Annotated in this window: 16 protein-coding genes and 1 pseudogene; 11 read left to right on the top strand and 6 right to left on the bottom strand. The window is 41.5% G+C overall.

Features of this window, described 5'->3' with window-relative positions:
* Window positions 1-39 precede the first annotated feature (39 nt).
* From ACKI4H_RS17760 to ACKI4H_RS17745, 4 genes and pseudogenes are all read left to right on the top strand, one after another.
* Complete coding sequence (locus tag ACKI4H_RS17760; protein WP_407308095.1) at window positions 40-1,485, top strand: protein adenylyltransferase SelO; 1,446 nt, start codon at window positions 40-42, stop codon at window positions 1,483-1,485.
* A 74-nt stretch (window positions 1,486-1,559) separates the two neighbouring features.
* Window positions 1,560-1,940, top strand: coding sequence for an MmcQ/YjbR family DNA-binding protein (locus tag ACKI4H_RS17755; RefSeq protein WP_407308093.1), 381 nt, complete (start codon window positions 1,560-1,562; stop codon window positions 1,938-1,940).
* A gap of 253 nt (window positions 1,941-2,193) precedes the next feature.
* A pseudogene (locus ACKI4H_RS17750) lies at window positions 2,194-2,250 on the top strand (hypothetical protein); the annotation flags it as partial.
* On the top strand, window positions 2,236-2,637 hold the full coding sequence (locus tag ACKI4H_RS17745; protein ID WP_407308147.1) for a tetratricopeptide repeat protein: 402 nt from the start codon (window positions 2,236-2,238) through the stop codon (window positions 2,635-2,637). The pseudogene ACKI4H_RS17750 and the gene ACKI4H_RS17745, both read left to right, overlap by 15 nt.
* A 116-nt stretch (window positions 2,638-2,753) precedes the next feature.
* On the opposite strand, the gene ACKI4H_RS17740 is transcribed toward ACKI4H_RS17745, so the two are convergent.
* The gene (locus ACKI4H_RS17740) at window positions 2,754-3,440 is read right to left on the bottom strand and encodes a response regulator (RefSeq protein WP_081406183.1); all 687 of its coding nucleotides are present in this window, start codon (window positions 3,438-3,440) and stop codon (window positions 2,754-2,756) included.
* Between the two features lie 13 nt (window positions 3,441-3,453).
* Window positions 3,454-5,115: a sensor histidine kinase efflux regulator BaeS gene (baeS, locus tag ACKI4H_RS17735; RefSeq protein WP_407308091.1), complete on the bottom strand. Its 1,662-nt coding sequence runs from the start codon at window positions 5,113-5,115 to the stop codon at window positions 3,454-3,456.
* Between the two features lie 138 nt (window positions 5,116-5,253).
* On the opposite strand from baeS, the gene ACKI4H_RS17730 reads away from it, so the two are divergent.
* The 3 genes from ACKI4H_RS17730 to ACKI4H_RS17720 all read left to right on the top strand — a co-directional run bounded on the left by ACKI4H_RS17730 (window position 5,254) and on the right by ACKI4H_RS17720 (window position 9,938).
* Window positions 5,254-5,886, top strand: a complete 633-nt coding sequence (locus tag ACKI4H_RS17730; protein ID WP_407308089.1) for a hypothetical protein — start codon at window positions 5,254-5,256, stop codon at window positions 5,884-5,886.
* Between the two features lie 296 nt (window positions 5,887-6,182).
* Complete coding sequence (locus ACKI4H_RS17725) at window positions 6,183-7,985, top strand: acyl-CoA dehydrogenase C-terminal domain-containing protein (RefSeq protein WP_407308087.1); 1,803 nt, start codon at window positions 6,183-6,185, stop codon at window positions 7,983-7,985.
* A 171-nt stretch (window positions 7,986-8,156) separates the two neighbouring features.
* The gene (locus tag ACKI4H_RS17720; protein WP_407308085.1) at window positions 8,157-9,938 is read left to right on the top strand and encodes an acyl-CoA dehydrogenase C-terminal domain-containing protein; all 1,782 of its coding nucleotides are present in this window, start codon (window positions 8,157-8,159) and stop codon (window positions 9,936-9,938) included.
* Window positions 9,939-9,992: 54 nt separating this feature from the next.
* On the opposite strand, the gene ACKI4H_RS17715 is transcribed toward ACKI4H_RS17720, so the two are convergent.
* Window positions 9,993-10,202 (bottom strand): hypothetical protein, encoded by a 210-nt coding sequence (locus ACKI4H_RS17715; protein ID WP_407308083.1) that lies wholly within the window; start codon window positions 10,200-10,202, stop codon window positions 9,993-9,995.
* A gap of 181 nt (window positions 10,203-10,383) precedes the next feature.
* Here ACKI4H_RS17715 and ACKI4H_RS17710 point away from each other — a divergent pair, with 181 nt between their 5' ends.
* The gene (locus tag ACKI4H_RS17710) at window positions 10,384-10,881 is read left to right on the top strand and encodes a phosphate-starvation-inducible protein PsiE (protein ID WP_407308081.1); all 498 of its coding nucleotides are present in this window, start codon (window positions 10,384-10,386) and stop codon (window positions 10,879-10,881) included.
* Window positions 10,882-11,012: 131 nt separating this feature from the next.
* Here the strand turns inward: ACKI4H_RS17710 and ACKI4H_RS17705 are convergent, their stop codons facing one another.
* Entirely contained in the window at window positions 11,013-11,471 is a 459-nt protein-coding gene (locus ACKI4H_RS17705) for an RcnB family protein (protein ID WP_407308079.1), read from the bottom strand.
* 201 nt (window positions 11,472-11,672) lie between these two features.
* On the opposite strand from ACKI4H_RS17705, the gene ACKI4H_RS17700 reads away from it, so the two are divergent.
* The gene (locus tag ACKI4H_RS17700) at window positions 11,673-12,122 is read left to right on the top strand and encodes a hypothetical protein (RefSeq protein WP_407308077.1); all 450 of its coding nucleotides are present in this window, start codon (window positions 11,673-11,675) and stop codon (window positions 12,120-12,122) included.
* A gap of 149 nt (window positions 12,123-12,271) precedes the next feature.
* Here ACKI4H_RS17700 and ACKI4H_RS17695 read toward each other — a convergent pair whose 3' ends face one another.
* Together ACKI4H_RS17695 and znuD are read right to left on the bottom strand one after the other, a co-directional pair.
* Window positions 12,272-13,735 (bottom strand): phospholipase D family protein, encoded by a 1,464-nt coding sequence (locus ACKI4H_RS17695; RefSeq protein WP_407308075.1) that lies wholly within the window; start codon window positions 13,733-13,735, stop codon window positions 12,272-12,274.
* A 106-nt stretch (window positions 13,736-13,841) separates the two neighbouring features.
* The gene (znuD, locus tag ACKI4H_RS17690) at window positions 13,842-15,923 is read right to left on the bottom strand and encodes a zinc piracy TonB-dependent receptor ZnuD (RefSeq protein WP_407308073.1); all 2,082 of its coding nucleotides are present in this window, start codon (window positions 15,921-15,923) and stop codon (window positions 13,842-13,844) included.
* Window positions 15,924-16,166: 243 nt separating this feature from the next.
* On the opposite strand from znuD, the gene ACKI4H_RS17685 reads away from it, so the two are divergent.
* Both ACKI4H_RS17685 and aspS read left to right on the top strand, forming a co-directional pair.
* Entirely contained in the window at window positions 16,167-16,934 is a 768-nt protein-coding gene (locus ACKI4H_RS17685) for a DUF4184 family protein (protein WP_407308071.1), read from the top strand.
* A gap of 176 nt (window positions 16,935-17,110) precedes the next feature.
* A complete protein-coding gene (gene aspS / locus ACKI4H_RS17680) occupies window positions 17,111-18,901 on the top strand; it encodes an aspartate--tRNA ligase (protein WP_407308069.1) in 1,791 nt (596 codons plus the stop codon).
* Window positions 18,902-18,960 lie beyond the last annotated feature (59 nt).

Below are 18,960 nucleotides of genomic sequence, written 5' to 3'. Positions count from 1 at the left end.
TTATAGTGAGGACATCTCCCCCATTTTTTAGATTGTCCTATGCAATTTAATCCGCGTTATCCATTGCTCAGTCCCGAGCTTTTTCACCATCAAATGCCGGTTCCCTTAAAAGGAGCAAAAGCCGGTCATTTTAATGCAGCACTGGCTGATGAATTACAATGGTCAGAGGAAGATAAAGCCCAATGGGTCGAAATCTGTAGCGGGCAAAAAACCTTTGCCGAATTTGAACCGTTGGCGATGGTTTATGCAGGACATCAGTTTGGACAATGGGCGGGACAACTGGGCGATGGGCGCGGCTTATTGATCGCGCAGATTCTGGATAAAAATAATCAAACCATCGACCTGCATTTAAAGGGCGCTGGATTAACCCCCTACTCGCGTATGGGCGATGGCCGTGCCGTTTTACGTTCGGTTATCCGTGAATATCTAGCAGGCCATGCACTCAATGCTTTTGGGGTTGCATCCAGCAATGCCATTGGGTTCACTTCTTCAACACAAGGCATACAGCGTGAAAAAATGGAACCGGGAGCAATGATGCTGCGTACTTCAGACTGCCATATTCGTTTGGGTCATTTTGAGTGGATCAATCAATATCAGCCTGAATTACTGCCTGAGTTCATAGAAAAATGTATTGAATGGCATTATCCAGAATGTCTTGAGGCTGAACAGCCTGTCTTGGCTTTTGCCACCAAAGTCATCCAGCGTACCGCGGTAATGATTGCCAAATGGCAACTGGTCGGTTTTGCACATGGAGTGATGAATACAGACAATCTTAATATTACTGGATCAACGCTCGACTTCGGACCTTATGGTTTCATGGAGCGTTTTCGTCCGAATTGGATTAACAACCACTCGGATTATCAGGGACGTTATACCTATCAACAACAGCCAAGTATTGCACACTGGAACTTGTGGACCTGGCTGAATAATCTGATTCCGCTAAAAAAGGATTCTACCGAGAAAGAACAGTTTAAAGAAGATTTGGCTCAATGTCTGGAACATTATGAGCCAACTTTTCTGGAACACTATAAAGATGGTTTAAACCAGAAAATAGGCTTGCCAAGTTTCCATAAAGACAGTTTTGATTGTGGAATGGCATTCCTGCGAATTTTGCAAAGTGAGCAGCTGGACTACACCCAGAGTTTTATCCGTCTGCAAAATAAAGACTATGACGCCATTAAAGATGACTGCTTGGACCGTCGTCAGTTTGAAGCATTTCTGGCGCAATATGAAAGTATTCGCGAACAACAGGATATTGATGAATTGGATGCCGCCATGCATATGGCCAATCCGCATTATATTCTGCGTAACCATATGGCACAAAAAGCTATTGAACTGGCAGAGCGGGATGATTTTTCCGAAGTGGATCGTTTGTTTAAACTATTAAGTCAGCCTTATCTGAAACAGCCGGATTTAGAACAACCGGAAGATTTAGCACCATTGCCAAATGATGTGCCTGAAGTGATGGTGAGCTGTTCATCTTAACTTATACACCACCCAAAGCAAAACTGTATACAATTTAAGCATCATCCACAGTTCAACTTCAATAGAGTCAGCTTATGTCTTTACATGAACTTGCTTCATCAACTGCTTTAAAACTACCTGAAGTCACTGTCACCCAGCCTTTTGGTGAGAGTTTTGATGTGTTTAAAGTACTGGATAAAGTCTTTATGCTGAGTTTTCATTTACAAGGCAAAGCTGCGATTAACCTGAAAGTTCAACCTGATCATGGGACTATGCTGAGGGATATTTATGCTTATATTCATGCTGGCTGGCATATGAATAAGCAGCACTGGATTTCTGTGTATGAAGATGAAGAATTAGACGGATCTCTGATTCAGGATTTAGTTCTGAACTCTTATGAGTTGATAGTATCTAAGCTAAATAAAGGCCAAAAACAGAGGAGTGAAATTTTGAAAAAACTTCCTACTTCTATATAAAAGCCAATAAAGGATTACATCGATACTCGGTTTTAGTAATAGTAAATGGATTTAAAAACATTAATATATAAAAAATACCCATAGAAAATAGATAATGAAGACTATAAATACAATCACTCTTAGTTTTATTTTAATGCTTTTCATCAATTCAAGTGTTGCAAGTAAAACCATCTACGAACAAAACATTGAATTGGCACATGCAGGTGATCCAATAGCTCAGTACAATCTCGGCTATATGTTCCAATAGGGTGAAGGCGTTTTACAAGATTATAAAAAAGCAGTGGAATGGTATAGCATAGCAGCTGCTCAAGGTGATGTAGATGCCCATTACAACTTAGGCATCATGCACCTAAATGGTGAAGGGATACCGCAAAATTATGAACAGGCATTTCAACTTTTTAAGGTTGCTGCGGCACAAGATGATTCTGCTGCAGCATATTCACTCGCTTATATGTATAAAAAAGGCTTAGGTCGGGACATAAATTTACCTCAAGCGAACACATGGTACCTAAAAGCTGCAAATCTCGGAGATGCTCAATCCCAATTTTATCTTGGCATGTGTCACTTAATGGGAAAAAATGGTTTGAAACGTGATTCACATTTAGCATTGGACTGGTTAACTCAATCTGCGGCTAACGGGAACATAAAAGCAAAAGTCATCGCTTATTTCCTTGGACTGTTTTTAAGCATTTTTTAAAACATTGAATCGCGATGACATGCTGTAAATTTTATCAACAATTTTAGCCCTTGTTGGGAATATATATCCCATAAAAAAGCGAGCCATTTCAGCTCGCTTTATCATTTAAAACTCAATCAGTCTTCAGGATATTCAAAACGGTAGCCCACGCCATAAACAGCCTGAATCCATTCATGACGATTACCGGTTTCCGCAGCATCCGAAATTTTACGGCGCAGGTTTTTAATATGGCTGTCAATCACGCGATCTGCCACATCAAAACTATCTGGGTTAATGTGATCGAGTAATTGCGCACGTGAATAAACTTGTCCAACATGCTCCAGGAATAACTCCAGCAAACGGAATTCAGTTGGTGTTAAGTTCAAGGTTTTTTGCTGATACCAGATGCGTTGTTGCGCTTTATCCATACGGAACAAGCTGTTTTGTTCAGGCTCTGCATGACGGTCTAGGCGACGTAAAACTGCTTGTACACGCGCAACCAGTTCTTTCGGGCTAAAAGGTTTACAAATATAATCATCTGCACCCATGTTCAAGCCCAAGACACGGTCAATTTCTTCAGTACGTGCAGTTACCATAATGATGGGCAAATCAGACTGTTCACGCACTTTACGGCAAATGGTCAAGCCATCCATACGCGGAACCATCAAGTCCAAAATCATCAAACTTGGTTTACGCTGAATAAAGCTGTCATAGGCTTCCTGACCATCATGAAACATGCTGACTTCAAACCCCGCAGCTTCCAGATAGTCTCGTACCAATTGTGCAAGTTCAACTTCATCTTCAACCAGCATGACATGTTTCATGAATCTCATCCCTTTATTTGTTTAACTGTTTTGGAAAAGTCAGTTTGCAACGCAAGCCACCTAATGGAGAATGTTCAAAACTCAATTTCCCACCCAATGCCTGCGCAATTTTACCAGATAATGCCAAACCTAAACCTGTACCACCGGTACTACGTGTCCGTGAATCATCAACGCGATAGAAACGCTCGCCTAAACGTGCCAACTGTTCATCACTCAACCCAAGCGGGCTGTCATCGACAATTAAACTCCAATGACTCGCCGATTGCTCGGTATGTATTCGAACTTCTCCACCCGCTTCAGTATAACGAATACTGTTGCCGAGTAAATTGACTATAATTTGTTTAAAACGATCTATATCTAATTGTAAATTCGTACCTTCGCCTTGTACTGAAATCGATAAATCCGCTTGGGCAAACTTGGGTTTGAAGTTTTCAACCTCCTGTAGCACCACCATCCAAGGATTTACGTCGGCCAAATAGCAGGTGAGCTGTTGGGCTTCAGCCTGGGCTAAATCAGCCAAGTCCTGAGTCAATTTTTTCAAGCTGGTCACCTGACGAAGCATCGCTTCAAAATGTTCTGGCGTCGGCTTACGAATTCCGTCCTGCATCGCTTCAATTTGTGCTTGTAGTACCGCAAGTGGTGTTTTTAATTCATGTGAAGTATCCGCTACCCACTGGCGACGTGATTGTTCATGTTGATCTAGAATTACTGCCAGCTGGTTAATTTCATTGGATAAATCTCCCAACTCATCATTGCGGTTAATTTTCACCTGATGCTGATAATGCCCTTTGGTCAATTCGCGGGTTGCATTTAACAAACGTTGAATGGGCTTTTTAAAATAGGTCGCCAACAATAAGGCAGCAATTAAACTGCTTAAAAAAGTTAAGCCATAAATGAGCAGTAAATAGCGTTTTTGGTTACTGAAGAAATTAATACTTAAGGCATCATCTTTATCCAGTACAGGTTTTAAACCCAAATAGCCGACAATTTTATCGTTCACCATAATGGGACGATACGAAATTGGAATGTCTGATGGCTCACCAACCACAAACTGTTTATTGGCATCATACAAGGATAATCGTGAACTTAAGCCTAAACGGTCAGGCATTGAAATAAACTGCTTTTTTTTGCCTTGATTTTGGGTCGAATCTGCCTGTGCACCCTCTGTTTTTTTATCGGTGCGAAATATATTCTGATTTGAACTTAAAGGGAATTTAAGCCCTTCAAATGGCTGATATTCCGAAGGCAAATTCAATTCCATCATCTGGAGTTCTTCGGCATCCAGTACCGGTTTGCTTTGTTCCGCCTGGTTCAATCCGGGTGAAAGGCTGAGCAAGGTATTTTCCTGAAAATAACGCTGCTGCAAGGCAATGTCATATTGGCGGCGTAACCACCAACGTGACAACCGGTCATAATCATCGGGAGCTGCCTCCCCCTCAATTTGCAAAATTTGCGCTTGAATGGCATTGCCCCAGTCATCATAAGCTGAATACACCCTCGCCAAATTACTGATGACGTAATCCAGTTTCTGCATTTCAACATCTGCCACATATCTGGCGAAATTCTTTTGCATGGTCCAATGCAACACACCCAGGCTAACGGTGGTAATCACTAAAGTCGTGAGTAATACGGTCAAAAACAGGCGTAGGGCAATCGGAACACGACGAATATTCAAAAGCAAAACCTCAATATTTTCTTCTCAATTTATGATTGTAACCAACACTGTCTCAAAAAACTCTTCATTGTTTCTTCATCATTATTGTTTAATCTTAACTTATTAAATTGATACTATTTTTCTTTGGAGATAACAACAATGAATTCCATGACAAAAATTGCTTTAGTGGGTGCCAGTGTTCTGAGTCTCGGTGTCTTGACAGCTTGCCAATCTACCCATACCCCCAAAGACCAACATAGTGAACATACTCGCATGATGCACGATCATCATCAAAAGCATGATCGTAAAATGACGCCAGAACAACGTGAACAGTTCCAGCAAATGCGAACTGAACGTAAACAAATGTTTGAACAGATTAAAAAAGCCTGTGATAGCAAAGCTGTAGGTACAGCAGTGCAAATTAAAGCGGGCGACAAAACGGTTGATGGCACTTGCGTAATGACATTTAAGCCTGATCATAAAGCAGCTAAACACATGCGTGGCGAACACCGTTCAATGAAAGGTGAACATCGCCCAATGCGTGGTGACATCAACAGCATGCAGATGAAACGCGGTGAACCACTCACCAACGCTCAACGTGCCGAGTTGACCAAGCAGTTTGATCAACGCCTAGCTGAACGTCAAGCAAAGCAACAAGCCATTTTAAAAGCTTGCCAAGGTCAGCCCTCTGGTAAAGCAGTTCAAGTCAAAGCCGGTGCCCAAACCATCGATGGCAAGTGTGCAATCCGTTTTCAGCCTAAAGCCCCTGTTGCAGTGAAATCTGCCACATAAATATCGCTTCAAAATTAAAAAAGGCGCTTTCGAGCGCCTTTTTTATTGCTGATCAAAAAATGGCGATTTGACTATTTATACCACTCAATAAATCATAAAAGCATTTACACTCAAGATACTTAGCAATTTCAAGTCAGAAATCTTTGACTTTACAGTCACCAAGAAAAAGCATGCAAACGCTTGTACCAACCAAGAAGATGTAGCACGATTAAGCCATACAAATACGTGTCCTAGAAGGCACGTTCAAATGTTGATTAGGATTATAAGCTGGTTAAACCAGTATTGAGGAAACCGATATGCCACAATACAAAGCGCCCTTACGTGAGATGCAATTCGTTCTCCACGAATTATTAAATGCTGAAGAACATTATGCAAAACTCCCTGCATTTCAAGAAACCGTAAGCCGTGAGTTGGTCGATCAATATTTAGAAGCTGCTGCTGACTTCTGTGAAAATGAACTTTCTCCTCTTAACCAAGTCGGTGACCGTGAAGGTTGTACCTGGAACGACGGTGTTGTAACCACACCGACCGGCTTTAAAGAAGCATACAAAAAATATATCGAACTTGGCTTCCCATCGTTATCTGCGGATGAACAATATGGCGGTCAAGCTTTACCGAATTCTCTAGGTATTACCATTTCTGAAATGGTCGGTACTGCAAACTGGTCTTGGGGTATGTACCCTGGTCTTTCTCATGGTGCAGTACGTACTTTGGAACACCATGGCTCTCAAGAGCAAAAAGATACTTACCTGCCTAAACTTGTTTCAGGTGAATGGACAGGTACCATGTGTCTGACAGAATCTCACGCAGGTTCTGACCTAGGTATTATCCGTACCAAAGCTGAACCGAATGCTGATGGTAGCTTTGCCATCTCTGGCGAGAAAATCTTTATCTCTGCTGGTGAACACGACATGGCAGATAACATTATCCATATCGTTCTTGCTCGCCTTCCTGGCGCACCAAAAGGCACGAAAGGAATTTCGTTATTCATTGTTCCTAAATTCAATGTAAATGCAGACGGTTCAGTGGGTGAACGTAATGCAGTACGTTGTGGTTCAATCGAACACAAAATGGGTATTCATGGTAACGCAACGTGTGTGATCAACTTCGATAAAGCTCAAGGTTTCTTGATTGGTCCTGAAAACCGTGGTCTAAACTGCATGTTTACCTTTATGAACACGGCACGTATCGGTACTGCTGTACAAGGTCTTGCAGCATCTGAAGCATCTTTCCAGGGTGCCCTTGCCTATGCCAAAGATCGTTTGGCAATGCGTTCACTTTCAGGCGTTAAAGCACCAGAAAAAGAAGCAGATCCAATTATTGTCCATCCTGCTGTTCGTAACATGCTTTTAACACAAAAAGCATTTGCAGAAAGTGGTCGTGCGCTGGTTTATCTGTTGGCTCAATACGCTGATGTGGTTGAACACGGCACTACTGAAGAAGAACGCAAAGCTGCGGACAACATGTTGTCACTTCTTACTCCAATTGCAAAAGCATTCTTGACTGAAACAGGTTCTGAATCTGCGAAACACGGTGTTCAAGTGTTCGGTGGTCATGGCTTTATTTCTGAACATGGTATGGAGCAAATCGTACGTGATACACGTATCGCTTGCTTGTACGAAGGGACTACTGAAATTCAGGCGCTTGACTTGTTAGGCCGTAAAGTTTTGGGTACTCAAGGTGCTATGTTGAAAGACTTCACCAAAATCATCCACAAATTTGCTGAAGCAAACAAAGACAACGCTGCAATGAAAGAATTCGTTGAACCGCTTGCTGCTCTGAATAAAGAGTGGGGCGATTTAACCATGCAGATTGGTATGCGTGCAATGCAAAATCCGGATGAAGTCGGTGCAGCTGCAGTTGATTATCTGTACTTCTCTGGTTATGTAACCCTTGCTTACCTATGGGCTCGTATGGCGCTTCTTGCTCAAGAAACACTTGCTGCTGGTACGACTGACGTTGACTTCTACAACGCCAAAGTAACCACTGCCCGTTTCTACTTCAAGAAAATCCTTCCCCGCGTACGTTCACACGTAGACGTGATTGCAGGTGGTGTAGAGCCATTACTTGCTTTAGATGCTGAACATTTCGCATTCTAATTTTTATCAAGTTTTAACTTGATCAACAGGAGAAGGACGGTCATTGATTTGACAGTCCTTTTTCTTTATAAAAGATGCAAAAATTAATCTTTAGTCGTCTAACAACAATATTTTTCATCGTTTAGACTCAACTAAACCGAACTGACTCAAACAATAAACAGGTAACACCTTATGCCAATTTATAATGCACCGCTTGCCGATATGAAATTCATCCTGAATGATGTTTTTAATGCAGAGCAATTCTGGCAAGCCAATGAAAACCTTGCCCATGTGGATGCTGCAACTGCTGAAGCTATTCTTGAAGAAATGGCAAAATTTGCCCAAAATGTCACTTTACCCATTAACCGTACCGGTGATGAAGAAGGCGCTAAAATTGAAAATGGCAAGGTAACCACACCTGCAGGTTTTAAAGAAGCATTCAAACAATATGCAGATGGCGGTTGGATTGGATTAGGCGCAGATGAAGAATGGGGCGGTCAAGGCATGCCGAAAATGCTGACTGTGCTTGCTGACGAAATGCTGTTCGCAACCAATCCATCATTCCTTCTTTATCCGCTTCTATCTGTGGGTGCAGGTATGGCACTCAACAGCTATGCATCTCAAGAGCAAAAAGAAACCTATTTACCTAAAATTTACTCTGGCGAATGGTCAGGCACCATGTGCTTAACTGAACCGCATGCAGGTACAGACTTAGGCATTATCAAAACCAAAGCTGAGCGTAACCAAGATGGTACTTATAACATCACTGGCACTAAAATCTTTATTACCGGTGGTGACCACGACTTAGCAGAAAATATCATCCATTTAGTTTTGGCTAAAACACCGGATGCACCTGCAGGTTCACGCGGTATTTCATTGTTTATTGTACCGAAGTTCCTGGTGAATGAAGATGGTTCTCTAGGTGAGCGTAACCATGCAGGTCCAGGTTCAATTGAACACAAAATGGGGATTAAAGCCTCTGCAACTTGCGTGATGAACTTCGATGGTGCTAAAGGTTACCTTGTAGGTAAGGAAAACGAAGGCTTAGCTGCGATGTTCGTCATGATGAACTACGAACGCCTATCGATGGGAATCCAAGGTCTAGGTGCTTCTGAATTTGCCTACCAAAATGCAGCGCAATATGCGACTGACCGTATCCAGGGCCGTAGCGTTTCCGGAATTCAATCACCAGCCAAAGCTGCGGACAGCATCTTGGTACATGGTGATGTACGCCGTATGCTGCTCAATGCCCGTGCCAACAACGAAGCATCGCGCGCATTTGCCGTGTATGTCGGTCAACAACTGGATATCACTAAGTTCTCTACCGATCCTGAAGCAGTAAAAGCTGCCAATAACCGCGTTGCCCTGCTTACCCCGATTGCAAAAGCCTATTTAACCGATACTGCTTTTGATGCAGTGATTGATGCGCAAATGGTGTTTGGTGGACATGGTTATATTCGTGAATGGGGTATGGAACAATGTGTACGTGACTTACGTATTGCACAAATTTATGAAGGAACTAACGGTGTTCAGTCTCAAGATTTAATTGGTCGTAAAACCATTAAATGTAATGGTGAGTTCATTGCTGAATACATTCAGGAAATTCGTGACTTCGCTAACAGTCTAGATGCTGATCTTAACTTCATTAAAGATGCAACCTTGGATGCCGCAACTGAAGTTGAATCGGTGACTCAATACGTAATTGAAGCTGCACGTGAAAATATTGAATTCCCGAACTCTGCTGCTGTAGATTACCTGCACGCTGTAGGTCTTTTAAGCTTCTCTTACATGTTCGCAAAAATCGCGAATGCAGCGAAATCGAAAGATGGCGAATTCTATCAAAAGAAAGTAGCGCTTGCTCAATACTTTGCGCAGCGTATTTTGCCAGAACTTGCACTCCGCATTACCAAGGTAAAAGCAGGTCCAGAAGTGATCATGAACTTTAGTGAAGATTACTTCACCAGCCAGTCTTAATTTACATACAATAAAAAAACGCCTGAATGCCCAGGCGTTTTTTTCTAAATTAAACTAGATTTTTTCAACAATAATAGAGTCCGATATTTTTTTACTATTTTGTGAATTTTGTTGAATTTTAACAATTTTTATCAACCCCTCAGATTGTAAATTTTCACATAATGCAATCAGCTTCTGCATTTCATCCCCTTTGATACCGGAACCTAAAATGAGTTTTTTGCCATTTTGTAAATTATTAATTTTTGTTTGAATTGTTTCTAACATTTTCGTTTTCCTGATCCGTGAAATAACACTCCTACAATATATCAATTCAGTATAGAAAAAACACAGTCCATTGAATTATTTATAACATTCAATTGTTTTAACTTTTAATGTGCACGAAACTTGCTTACTGTTTTAATACCAATTTCATCCAAATACTCATCTATTACAAAGGAGGAGAACTATGCCAAAACATGATGCCAAAGTTGAAAAAATTGAAACCCTCCTCGACCGTTTCGGCAATATTGCTGTAGAAAGTTTTCATTATATTTCACTGTTTATTATTGGTTGTATGGTGATCTGGTCTGCAGGTCATACGGTATTTCATATTCTTACCGTAAAACAATTCGCCACCATTGACGATATTCTGCTGTTATTTATTTATCTTGAACTGGGTGCAATGGTTGGTATTTATTTCAAGACCAATCATATGCCGGTACGTTTCCTGATTTATATCGCCATTACCGCCCTCACTCGCTTGCTCATTTCAGATATCCAGCACGACCATAAAGCTGATCTGGATCTGGTGATTATTACCAGTTCAATTCTGATTATGGCTGTTGCGATCTTAGTGGTGCGTTATGCATCTTGGACATATCCCTCCGTGATTCGTGACAAGCATAGTGAAAATTCATTGCCCGAAGGTAAAACACCCCGTCCACAAGATGATGAATTGGCTTAATGTTCTTTGTTCCCTCTCCTTCAAGGAAATGGGAATCTTTAAAATATATCTTGGTTTCACTAGGGAGAAGCCAAGTTCCAATTTGAATATAAAGGCAAACTAAAAGCAGGCTTCTCGCCTGCTTTTTTTCTCTAACGATTCGGCACCAACACATAGCGCCCATTTTCAAAAATCCAGTAGGTTCCAGTCGGAGGTGGAGGCAAACCTAAACGTTTCCAATCCGTAATCAAAGTATAGCTTGAGCTTTCAATCCGTGCCGTATTTGGATCACCATTCACCCAGCTATAACTTTGTGAGTTATGCGTGATCGTTGTGGGCGCTTGATACTGAATGCTGATGCCATTTTGAATGGCTGGATAATTCTGATGAGGCGATGGACGCTGCGGATAATAAGGTCGATTTTGTGGATAACCTGGACGCTGCTGTGGATAATGATTTTGGGGATAGCTCGTTTGCGGATAATGAGGCTGATGTTGATATTTTGTGGTATCCACACCATGGTAATTGGACCATTGATTTTCCGCTTGCGTAGTCGCAGAAGCTCCCAAAAGCACCATGCCACCAAGTGCACAAACTACTGCTACTTTCATCAGAACCTCCGAACGATATTTATCGTATCATATAGTTTATAAACTGATTTTAATCTTTAGTTTAGGATAAAAAATGGATAAAAAAGCATCTAATGCAACGTTTTGTAAATTAAATTCTGCCGTAATTTCATACTTTCGTGCATCTAAGCACTAAAATATGTTTATGCTAAGACATTCTTTTTTGTTACTGGATCAAACAGAGTGGCTGATTTAAGTTTTGACCGCCTCCATCAATTTTTTTGCAAAGTACCGAGTGTACAAGAAGCACTGATTGATGCTTATGGTTCAGATGGTCAACATGCATGGTGGTTTAAATTTCAAATCAATGTTGAACACCCGCTTGCATGGCAAACTGTTCAGGAACTGGGTCATGTGCTGAATTACATTTCCAAGAATGAACGTCTTCCAACCCAGTTTTTACCTGTTTCACCACCCCCCTACATGAATGGTGAAGCGAAAGATTTTTTGGCTTGGGTGATTCAATGCAATCATCCTGACTTTTCACCAGATGTGATCTGTGACTGGTTAGAAGCGCGTTTACCGCAACCGGTTGAAGATGAAAGTCAGTGGACAATCAAGACAGATTTAAAAGAACTCGATAAAATGAAAGATGCCGATCTGGATAAATTAATTCCACCGAATCCGCTGTAAGTTTTTTATTGATCTCTCCCTTGCACAGCAGTGCTGCTCATCTCCTAGAAGGAGAGGGAACTCCCCCCTCTTAAGGAGAAAGAAATCCCTCTTTTCAAAGAGAGGGATTTAAGGATTTTATTTATTCACAATCCGCAAAGAGATGAGCATTAGAAGGTAGACAACCCACTCCATTCCATAAAGCGGTAAATAACATATTTTAATTTCGATTCATCCGCATATTGACTGTAATCAACACTCATATTTTTACCGTCCAGATTTGACCAGGCGGTATCAAAATATTGATTGGCATCCTTAAAGACTTGCGCTTTTGATGTACCCACAACACGCAAATCGGTTTCCAGATTATAATTTTTAATATTACGTGCAGTGAAATTCGCAGAACCTAAAATCAATTCCGCGTTCTGTGCATCTCGTTTCATGATCATCTTGCTATGACACTGCTCCCCTTGGGTATTACACCAGCGTACAGGTACACTCGCCGCATTCAATTCAGCGGCCACTTGGCGGTTGGGAATGCCATTCTTTTTACGACCAAAAGCATCTTTATTCGGATCAAGTAATACACGAACTTTTACCCCACGTTCATGCGCTGCAATTAAGGCTTTCACAATATGCCGTTCAGACAAATAGAACATTGCCAGATCAATCTGCTGGTGTGGCTTCGCTGTTTCAATCAACTTCAATGTTTCATCAAAGATGGCTTTTTCAGTCAGCACCTGAACTTGCGGCAATGATTTTTCGCCTTCAAACTCACCGACAATCACCATAGGAATATTGCCTTTGGACATTCGTCCTACAGCCTGCTCGGTCTTTAATACATCAATTGCAGTATTGCCTGCAACCACCAATGCCACATTGGAATGACGCGAGCTGCCATCATGTGGGTTTGCTGAGGTGACCAAGGTCTTCCAGCCCTCAGCTGTATCGACTACCATGGTTTTACGATGATTGGCCCTAAAATTAAACAGATTGAAATAACTGCGCAAGGTAATTTTTTCATCGCCAAATGGATTATTTAACCAGCCTTTTTCAGAATTATTGCCCGCATCCTGACAGCAGATATACCAAAAGCCCGACCACAATGGATTGGATGCACGTAACGGTTTTAAATCCGTTTCAAGCACATCAATTCCCCCGGCACGTAATTGTCGATAATGCTCTGGTGCAACACCACCATAAACCGAGTTAATCGGATCGGTAATCACTTTAATGTCAATATTCGGTTGAACATCACGTTTTGAAATTAAGGCATCGGTTAATTGTTGCGCCAGTGGACGATGGGCCAGAGTTGATTCCCCGACCTCCTTATTGAATAAAAACATATCCAGCACAATGGTGGTTTGTGCCTCATCAATCATTTTTAGCATTTCATTAAAAATGACCTGATTTTGTTGTTGTTTACCATGTGCATCAATATAGGTCTGATCTGCTAAAAACTTCACCTCGGCATGACGCAACTTACCCGTAAAATCCAGGCCCTCTGGCAGCGGTTTATAGGTATGATAAATTGCAGATGAGAGATATCCCAAAGCCAATAAACCGATGATCACGCTCATATAACGACGGCGTGACCAATTCAATTTCTGATGAATTCGATGAAAAATACGCATAACAAAAAACCTAGTCCGATCATATCAGACTAGGTTTTATTGCTTTATTTTTCAAGAGTATTTCTGTGAATCCTAGCTGAATACTTTGATCTAAGCTAAATTTCGCCTAGAAACCAAATTCCAAACCAACGCTAAAGTTACGTCCGACTTGCGGAATATTCGACAAGAATGAAGCATGTGAGTAGACTTGCTGATCAAGCAGGTTGTTGGCTTTAAAATACACGCGATAATCATTATTTTTTGCATATTGGCCGGTATAAGATACGCCAACATTCACCAGGTTATAGCCATCAGTTTCCTGCTCATAACTTGTGATTTTGTCCTGATTAAACACATGGTAATACTCGGCTAAACCGGACCAGTGATCATCAAAGCTTGCATCGACTTTGGTCCCGAGACGACCTGCCGGAACACGTGGTGCATTTTTACTGTCAATTTTGCCACGCACATAATCGCCAAATACACCCACTTTATAAGTATCGTTCAAAGCATAAGAGGCCTGTGCTTCGGTACCATAAAACTTGGCTTTGTCCTGCGTATAGTCGACTAAACGGAAATTTTCTTCACGACCCGTTGTCGCTCCATAAATATAGTTATCAAACCAGTTGTGATAGACATGCACATGGTAATCAAACTTATCCTGCTCATAATGCAAACCAAGCTCCAGATTATTGGATTTTTCTGCACTTAAATTTTCATTGCCACGTTCATACGTGTTGGTCGCAAAATGTTTGCCCTTGGCATACAACTCTTGCGCCAAAGGCAGACGTTCTTGATGAGAACCAACCAGCGATAATTTATAACTCGGTGCAAATTCCCAGTTCACTGCCCCTGAATAAGAGAAGCCATAATCGTCAAAATCTTTTTTGTTTGAATCAATCGCAATTTTTTGCTGATCTAAGCGTGCGCCCAGTTCAACATGAACATCATTAAACTGCTTATGCTCTAAGGCAAATAAACTCCACTTTTGCGTTTTGTTCGGATCAAGTAAGGACTCTTCCCCAGTAATATCGAGCTTTTGCTGGTTATATTGTGCACCGATGACCCCTTCCCAATTCGCAACAGGATTATGCACCAGTTCTAAACGTGCATCATAACCCTGACTTTTAAAATTGGTCATGACTGAATTTTCTTCAATTTCATCATGCTTGTAGTCGGTATAACTGGCATGGGCGCGAAGTTTTTGAAAACCTGCAAAAGGATCGTTGAGTTCGGTACGAAAATCATAACGCTCGGATTTCAAGTCCACCCACGGCCCGCCATGCGCATGTTCTTCTTCAACTAACGTTGGATCTGGTGTCCCATGATCGCCACAATGCAACTCATTACCATGCGGATGACAGTCTTCATATTCATGGCTATGGCCTGGCAAACCATACTGATCCTGACGGTTGCTATAGGCTATACCGACAAAGCCACGGTCGTGAATCCATGATCCACCAATATTAATCGTTTCGCCGTCAGCAAAAGTATTGTCTACACGACGCGCTTTTTCTCGATGAATCTCAGGCTCTTCACCCTCATGATGATGCTCATGCTCTGTAAAATAATCAGGTGCAATATAGTTATTGGCTTTACGCTTTGAACCTTCCACACGCAGCGCAAAGTTTTCCCCAATTCCTGCCGTGATTCCTGCACTGGCTAACTTTTCATCACTGCCAGAGTTATAACGTAGACCGGCTGTACCTTCTAAACTATCCTCAGGCATTTGGGTCGGAATTTTATTGTCAGTGACATTCACCAATCCACCGACAGTCCCTGCGCTATACAGTAAAGTTGATGGGCCGCGAATGACCTCTACTTGCTTGGCTAAAATAGGGTCCACCGTTACCGCATGGTCTGGTGAAAGTGTGGATACATCGGCAGTTTCAGAAGCATGTTGTAAAACTTTAACGCGCGCACCATCTTGCCCGCGAATTACTGGACGGCTTGAACCAGAACCATATTGGTTCGAAGATACGCCCAGTTCACCCGCCAAAGCATCGCCAATGGTTACCCCACCTTGTGCAAGCTTTTGATGATCAATCACCTGATCAGCCACTGCAAAATCTGCAGCCGACTGCACTAAGGGATGCGCCTGTAATTTGATGGTGTCTAATTGTTGGTTTTGGCTGGGGTTCTCTGCAAAGACAGCAGGTGCGATGACTGCAAAAATAGAGAGTGTAATTAGATTCTTATGGAAGGACATGGAACTGGCTCAAAGCTGCAATTTCTGAATAATGTTATAATATAACATTTCGTTATTTTTGCAATATCGATCTTCCAATTAATCAAAAATAACTCCCAACTAATCAAAAAATAACTCCCAACTTTAAATCATCTATATTTATCATTTATTTACAAAACAATTTCTTTCTCAAGCATATTGCATTCAATAATTTGCTATTGTGATTCACATTATTTTAATACATTTCAGTTCATTTCTTTAAATATGCCTTTTACAATCTCACATGCTGTTTTAGCACCGCCCATTGCCAAACTCACCGGCTATCGATTGCCAATTTCGGCATTGGCGATTGGCAGCATGACACCTGATTTATATCGTTTATTTACCTCTGAAAGCTATGACAATTCACATCAATGGCAAGGCTTAATTGTTCCAAATCTATTGATTGGCTTAGGCTTTTGCTTGCTGTGGTATGGCCTGTATCGACCGGTAATTTTTCGATGGATTGGAATGGAGAAGCCACTAGATTGGGGTTCTTTCGATAAAATGCTGGGATTTATCCTTAGTGTGATTATTGCCTTAATCGTAGGGATTTCTAGCCATTTAATCTGGGATGGACTGACCCATTCAGATTTTAGAACATTTGCTTTTGAGCATTTTTTGAATCGACCAGTTTCATTGTTTGATAATGTCTATCCGATGCACCGTGTGTTACAGATTGGTACATCCATCCTTGCCCTGCCATTTATGGCATGGATGGGAATACACTATTATTTGAAATATAAACTGTTAAAACCTATCTCCAGAAAAATAAAAACCTCTGCTTTATTCATTCTGCTTGTGTCCTTTTTTTATGCCTGTTCTTCATATATTGCTTTTGCCCAAACACTTGGGAACCATGCATGGTCAACTGATCTGTACTCACTTATAGGCCGATCAGTCAATCAATTTGCCAGTGCCTTCTTAATTGCATTTAGTTTGGGCTGTGTACTCTTTCTATTTTTAGACAAAAATCATCGTCTAGATAAATAAACGATTAAAAGTTAAAAAATATTATCCAGATCAAGCAATCTCAGCACTGAAATTGTGGTGATTCTTGATCTAGTTCTTGTGACAAAATCCTCAAAGAGGCATAATTCACTATTCAAAGGCGGTACGCTGTTTACGTATACGCTGACCTCAACCCATATAGTTGGATTTTTTACGCTATGATGCGAACTCATTACTGCGGTACTTTAACCGAAGCCCAAATTGACCAGACCGTAACATTATGCGGTTGGGTACACCGTCGCCGTGACCACGGTGGTGTTATCTTCCTTGACATGCGTGACCGTGACGGTCTTGTTCAAGTGGTGATTGACCCAGATACTCCCGAAGCTTTCTCAACTGCTGATAAAGTACGTTCAGAATTCGTATTAAAAATTACAGGCCGTGTACGTCGTCGTTATGAAGGCACAGAAAATGCCAATATGGTGAGCGGTCAAATCGAAGTTCTAGCAAAAGAAATCGAAGTTCTTGCTGCATCAGAAACCCCGCCTTTCCCATTGAATGACGAAAATACCAATATTTCTGAAGAAGTACGTTTGAAATATCGCTTCCTTGATATTCGTCGTCCAGAAATGATCGATCGTTTACGTTTTCGTTCTAAATTAACCAACCTGATTCGTAACTACTTCGAAGAAAATGGTTTCCTCGACGTTGAAACACCGATTCTAACCCGTGCAACCCCAGAAGGCGCGCGTGACTATTTAGTGCCAAGTCGTGTATCTAACGGTAGCTTCTATGCTCTTCCACAATCACCACAATTGTTCAAACAGTTGTTGATGGTGGGCGGTATTGATCGTTACTACCAAATCGCAAAATGTTTCCGTGATGAAGACTTGCGTGCTGACCGTCAGCCAGAATTCACCCAGATCGACGTTGAAACATCGTTCATGAGTGACGATGACATTATGGATTTGATGGAACGTTTAACGGTTAAGATGTTCAAAGAACTTCTAAACGTTGAATTCGATAAATTCCCACGTATGACTTATGCAGATGCAATGCGTGACTATGCATCTGACAAACCGGATATGCGTATTCCTTTGAAACTGGTTGACGTTGCAGACATGATGCAAGACGTTGAGTTCAAGGTATTCGCAGGTCCTGCTAAAGATCCTAAAGGTCGTATCGTTGCGCTTCGTGTACCAGGTGCAGGTTCACTTCCACGTAGCCAGATTGATGAATACACCAAATTCGTAGGCATTTATGGCGCGAAAGGTTTGGCTTACATCAAAGTCAACGAACTTGAAAAAGGTATCGAAGGTCTTCAATCTCCAATCGTTAAATTTATCGAACCAATCGTGCTGGATTTGTTGAAACGTGTTGGTGCTGAAAATGGCGACATCGTATTCTTCGGTGCAGATAAAGCTAAAGTTGTGAACGATGCAATGGGTGCTTTACGTATCAAAATTGGTCATGACATGAAAATGGCGACTTGCGAGTGGGCGCCACTTTGGGTGGTTGACTTCCCAATGTTTGAAGAAACTGATGATGGTAAATGGACCTCTGTACATCACCCATTCACACTGCCTAAATCAAGCGTCGAAGAAGTGAAAAACAATCCAGGTGCAGCACTTTCAGTTGCTTACGATATGGTATTGAACGGTACTGAAGTTGGTGGTGGTTCACTGCGTATCTTCAACTTAGAAATGCAAAAAGCCATCTTTGAAGCTTTGGGTATTTCTGAAGAAGAAGCGGAAGAAAAATTCAGCTTCTTATTGAATGCATTGAAATTCGGTGCACCTCCGCATGGTGGTTTGGCATTCGGTCTTGACCGTTTAGTCATGTTAATGACTGGCGCGACTTCAATTCGTGACGTGATTGCATTCCCTAAAACCAAGACTGCTGAATGTCCATTGACTCAAGCACCTGCACCCGTTGAACCAAATCAACTGCGTGACCTTGGCATTCGTTTACGTGAAAAACCTAAGGCTGAAGTTAAAGTAGATGATTAATACTTTAATTCAGTAATAAAAAACCCTGTACATGCAGGGTTTTTTATTACATTGAGATC

The sequence above is a fragment of the Acinetobacter sp. genome (assembly GCF_045628685.1).
In the GTDB taxonomy this organism is placed as follows: Bacteria; Pseudomonadota; Gammaproteobacteria; order Pseudomonadales; family Moraxellaceae; genus Acinetobacter.
This window is presented reverse-complemented; position numbering and strand designations above follow the sequence as displayed.

Excerpts from the sequence above, each read along its gene's own strand:
- aspS (WP_407308069.1), top strand. The coding sequence starts at position 17,111 with ATGATGCGAACTCATTACTGCGGTACTTTAACCGAAGCCCAAATTGAC.
- ACKI4H_RS17715 (WP_407308083.1), bottom strand. The coding sequence starts at position 10,202 with ATGTTAGAAACAATTCAAACAAAAATTAATAATTTACAAAATGGCAAA.
- ACKI4H_RS17730 (WP_407308089.1), top strand. The coding sequence starts at position 5,254 with ATGAATTCCATGACAAAAATTGCTTTAGTGGGTGCCAGTGTTCTGAGT.
- znuD (WP_407308073.1), bottom strand. The coding sequence starts at position 15,923 with ATGTCCTTCCATAAGAATCTAATTACACTCTCTATTTTTGCAGTCATC.
- ACKI4H_RS17755 (WP_407308093.1), top strand. The coding sequence starts at position 1,560 with ATGTCTTTACATGAACTTGCTTCATCAACTGCTTTAAAACTACCTGAA.
- ACKI4H_RS17705 (WP_407308079.1), bottom strand. The coding sequence starts at position 11,471 with ATGAAAGTAGCAGTAGTTTGTGCACTTGGTGGCATGGTGCTTTTGGGA.
- ACKI4H_RS17710 (WP_407308081.1), top strand. The coding sequence starts at position 10,384 with ATGCCAAAACATGATGCCAAAGTTGAAAAAATTGAAACCCTCCTCGAC.
- ACKI4H_RS17760 (WP_407308095.1), top strand. The coding sequence starts at position 40 with ATGCAATTTAATCCGCGTTATCCATTGCTCAGTCCCGAGCTTTTTCAC.
- ACKI4H_RS17740 (WP_081406183.1), bottom strand. The coding sequence starts at position 3,440 with ATGAAACATGTCATGCTGGTTGAAGATGAAGTTGAACTTGCACAATTG.
- ACKI4H_RS17695 (WP_407308075.1), bottom strand. The coding sequence starts at position 13,735 with ATGCGTATTTTTCATCGAATTCATCAGAAATTGAATTGGTCACGCCGT.
- ACKI4H_RS17725 (WP_407308087.1), top strand. The coding sequence starts at position 6,183 with ATGCCACAATACAAAGCGCCCTTACGTGAGATGCAATTCGTTCTCCAC.
- ACKI4H_RS17720 (WP_407308085.1), top strand. The coding sequence starts at position 8,157 with ATGCCAATTTATAATGCACCGCTTGCCGATATGAAATTCATCCTGAAT.
- ACKI4H_RS17685 (WP_407308071.1), top strand. The coding sequence starts at position 16,167 with ATGCCTTTTACAATCTCACATGCTGTTTTAGCACCGCCCATTGCCAAA.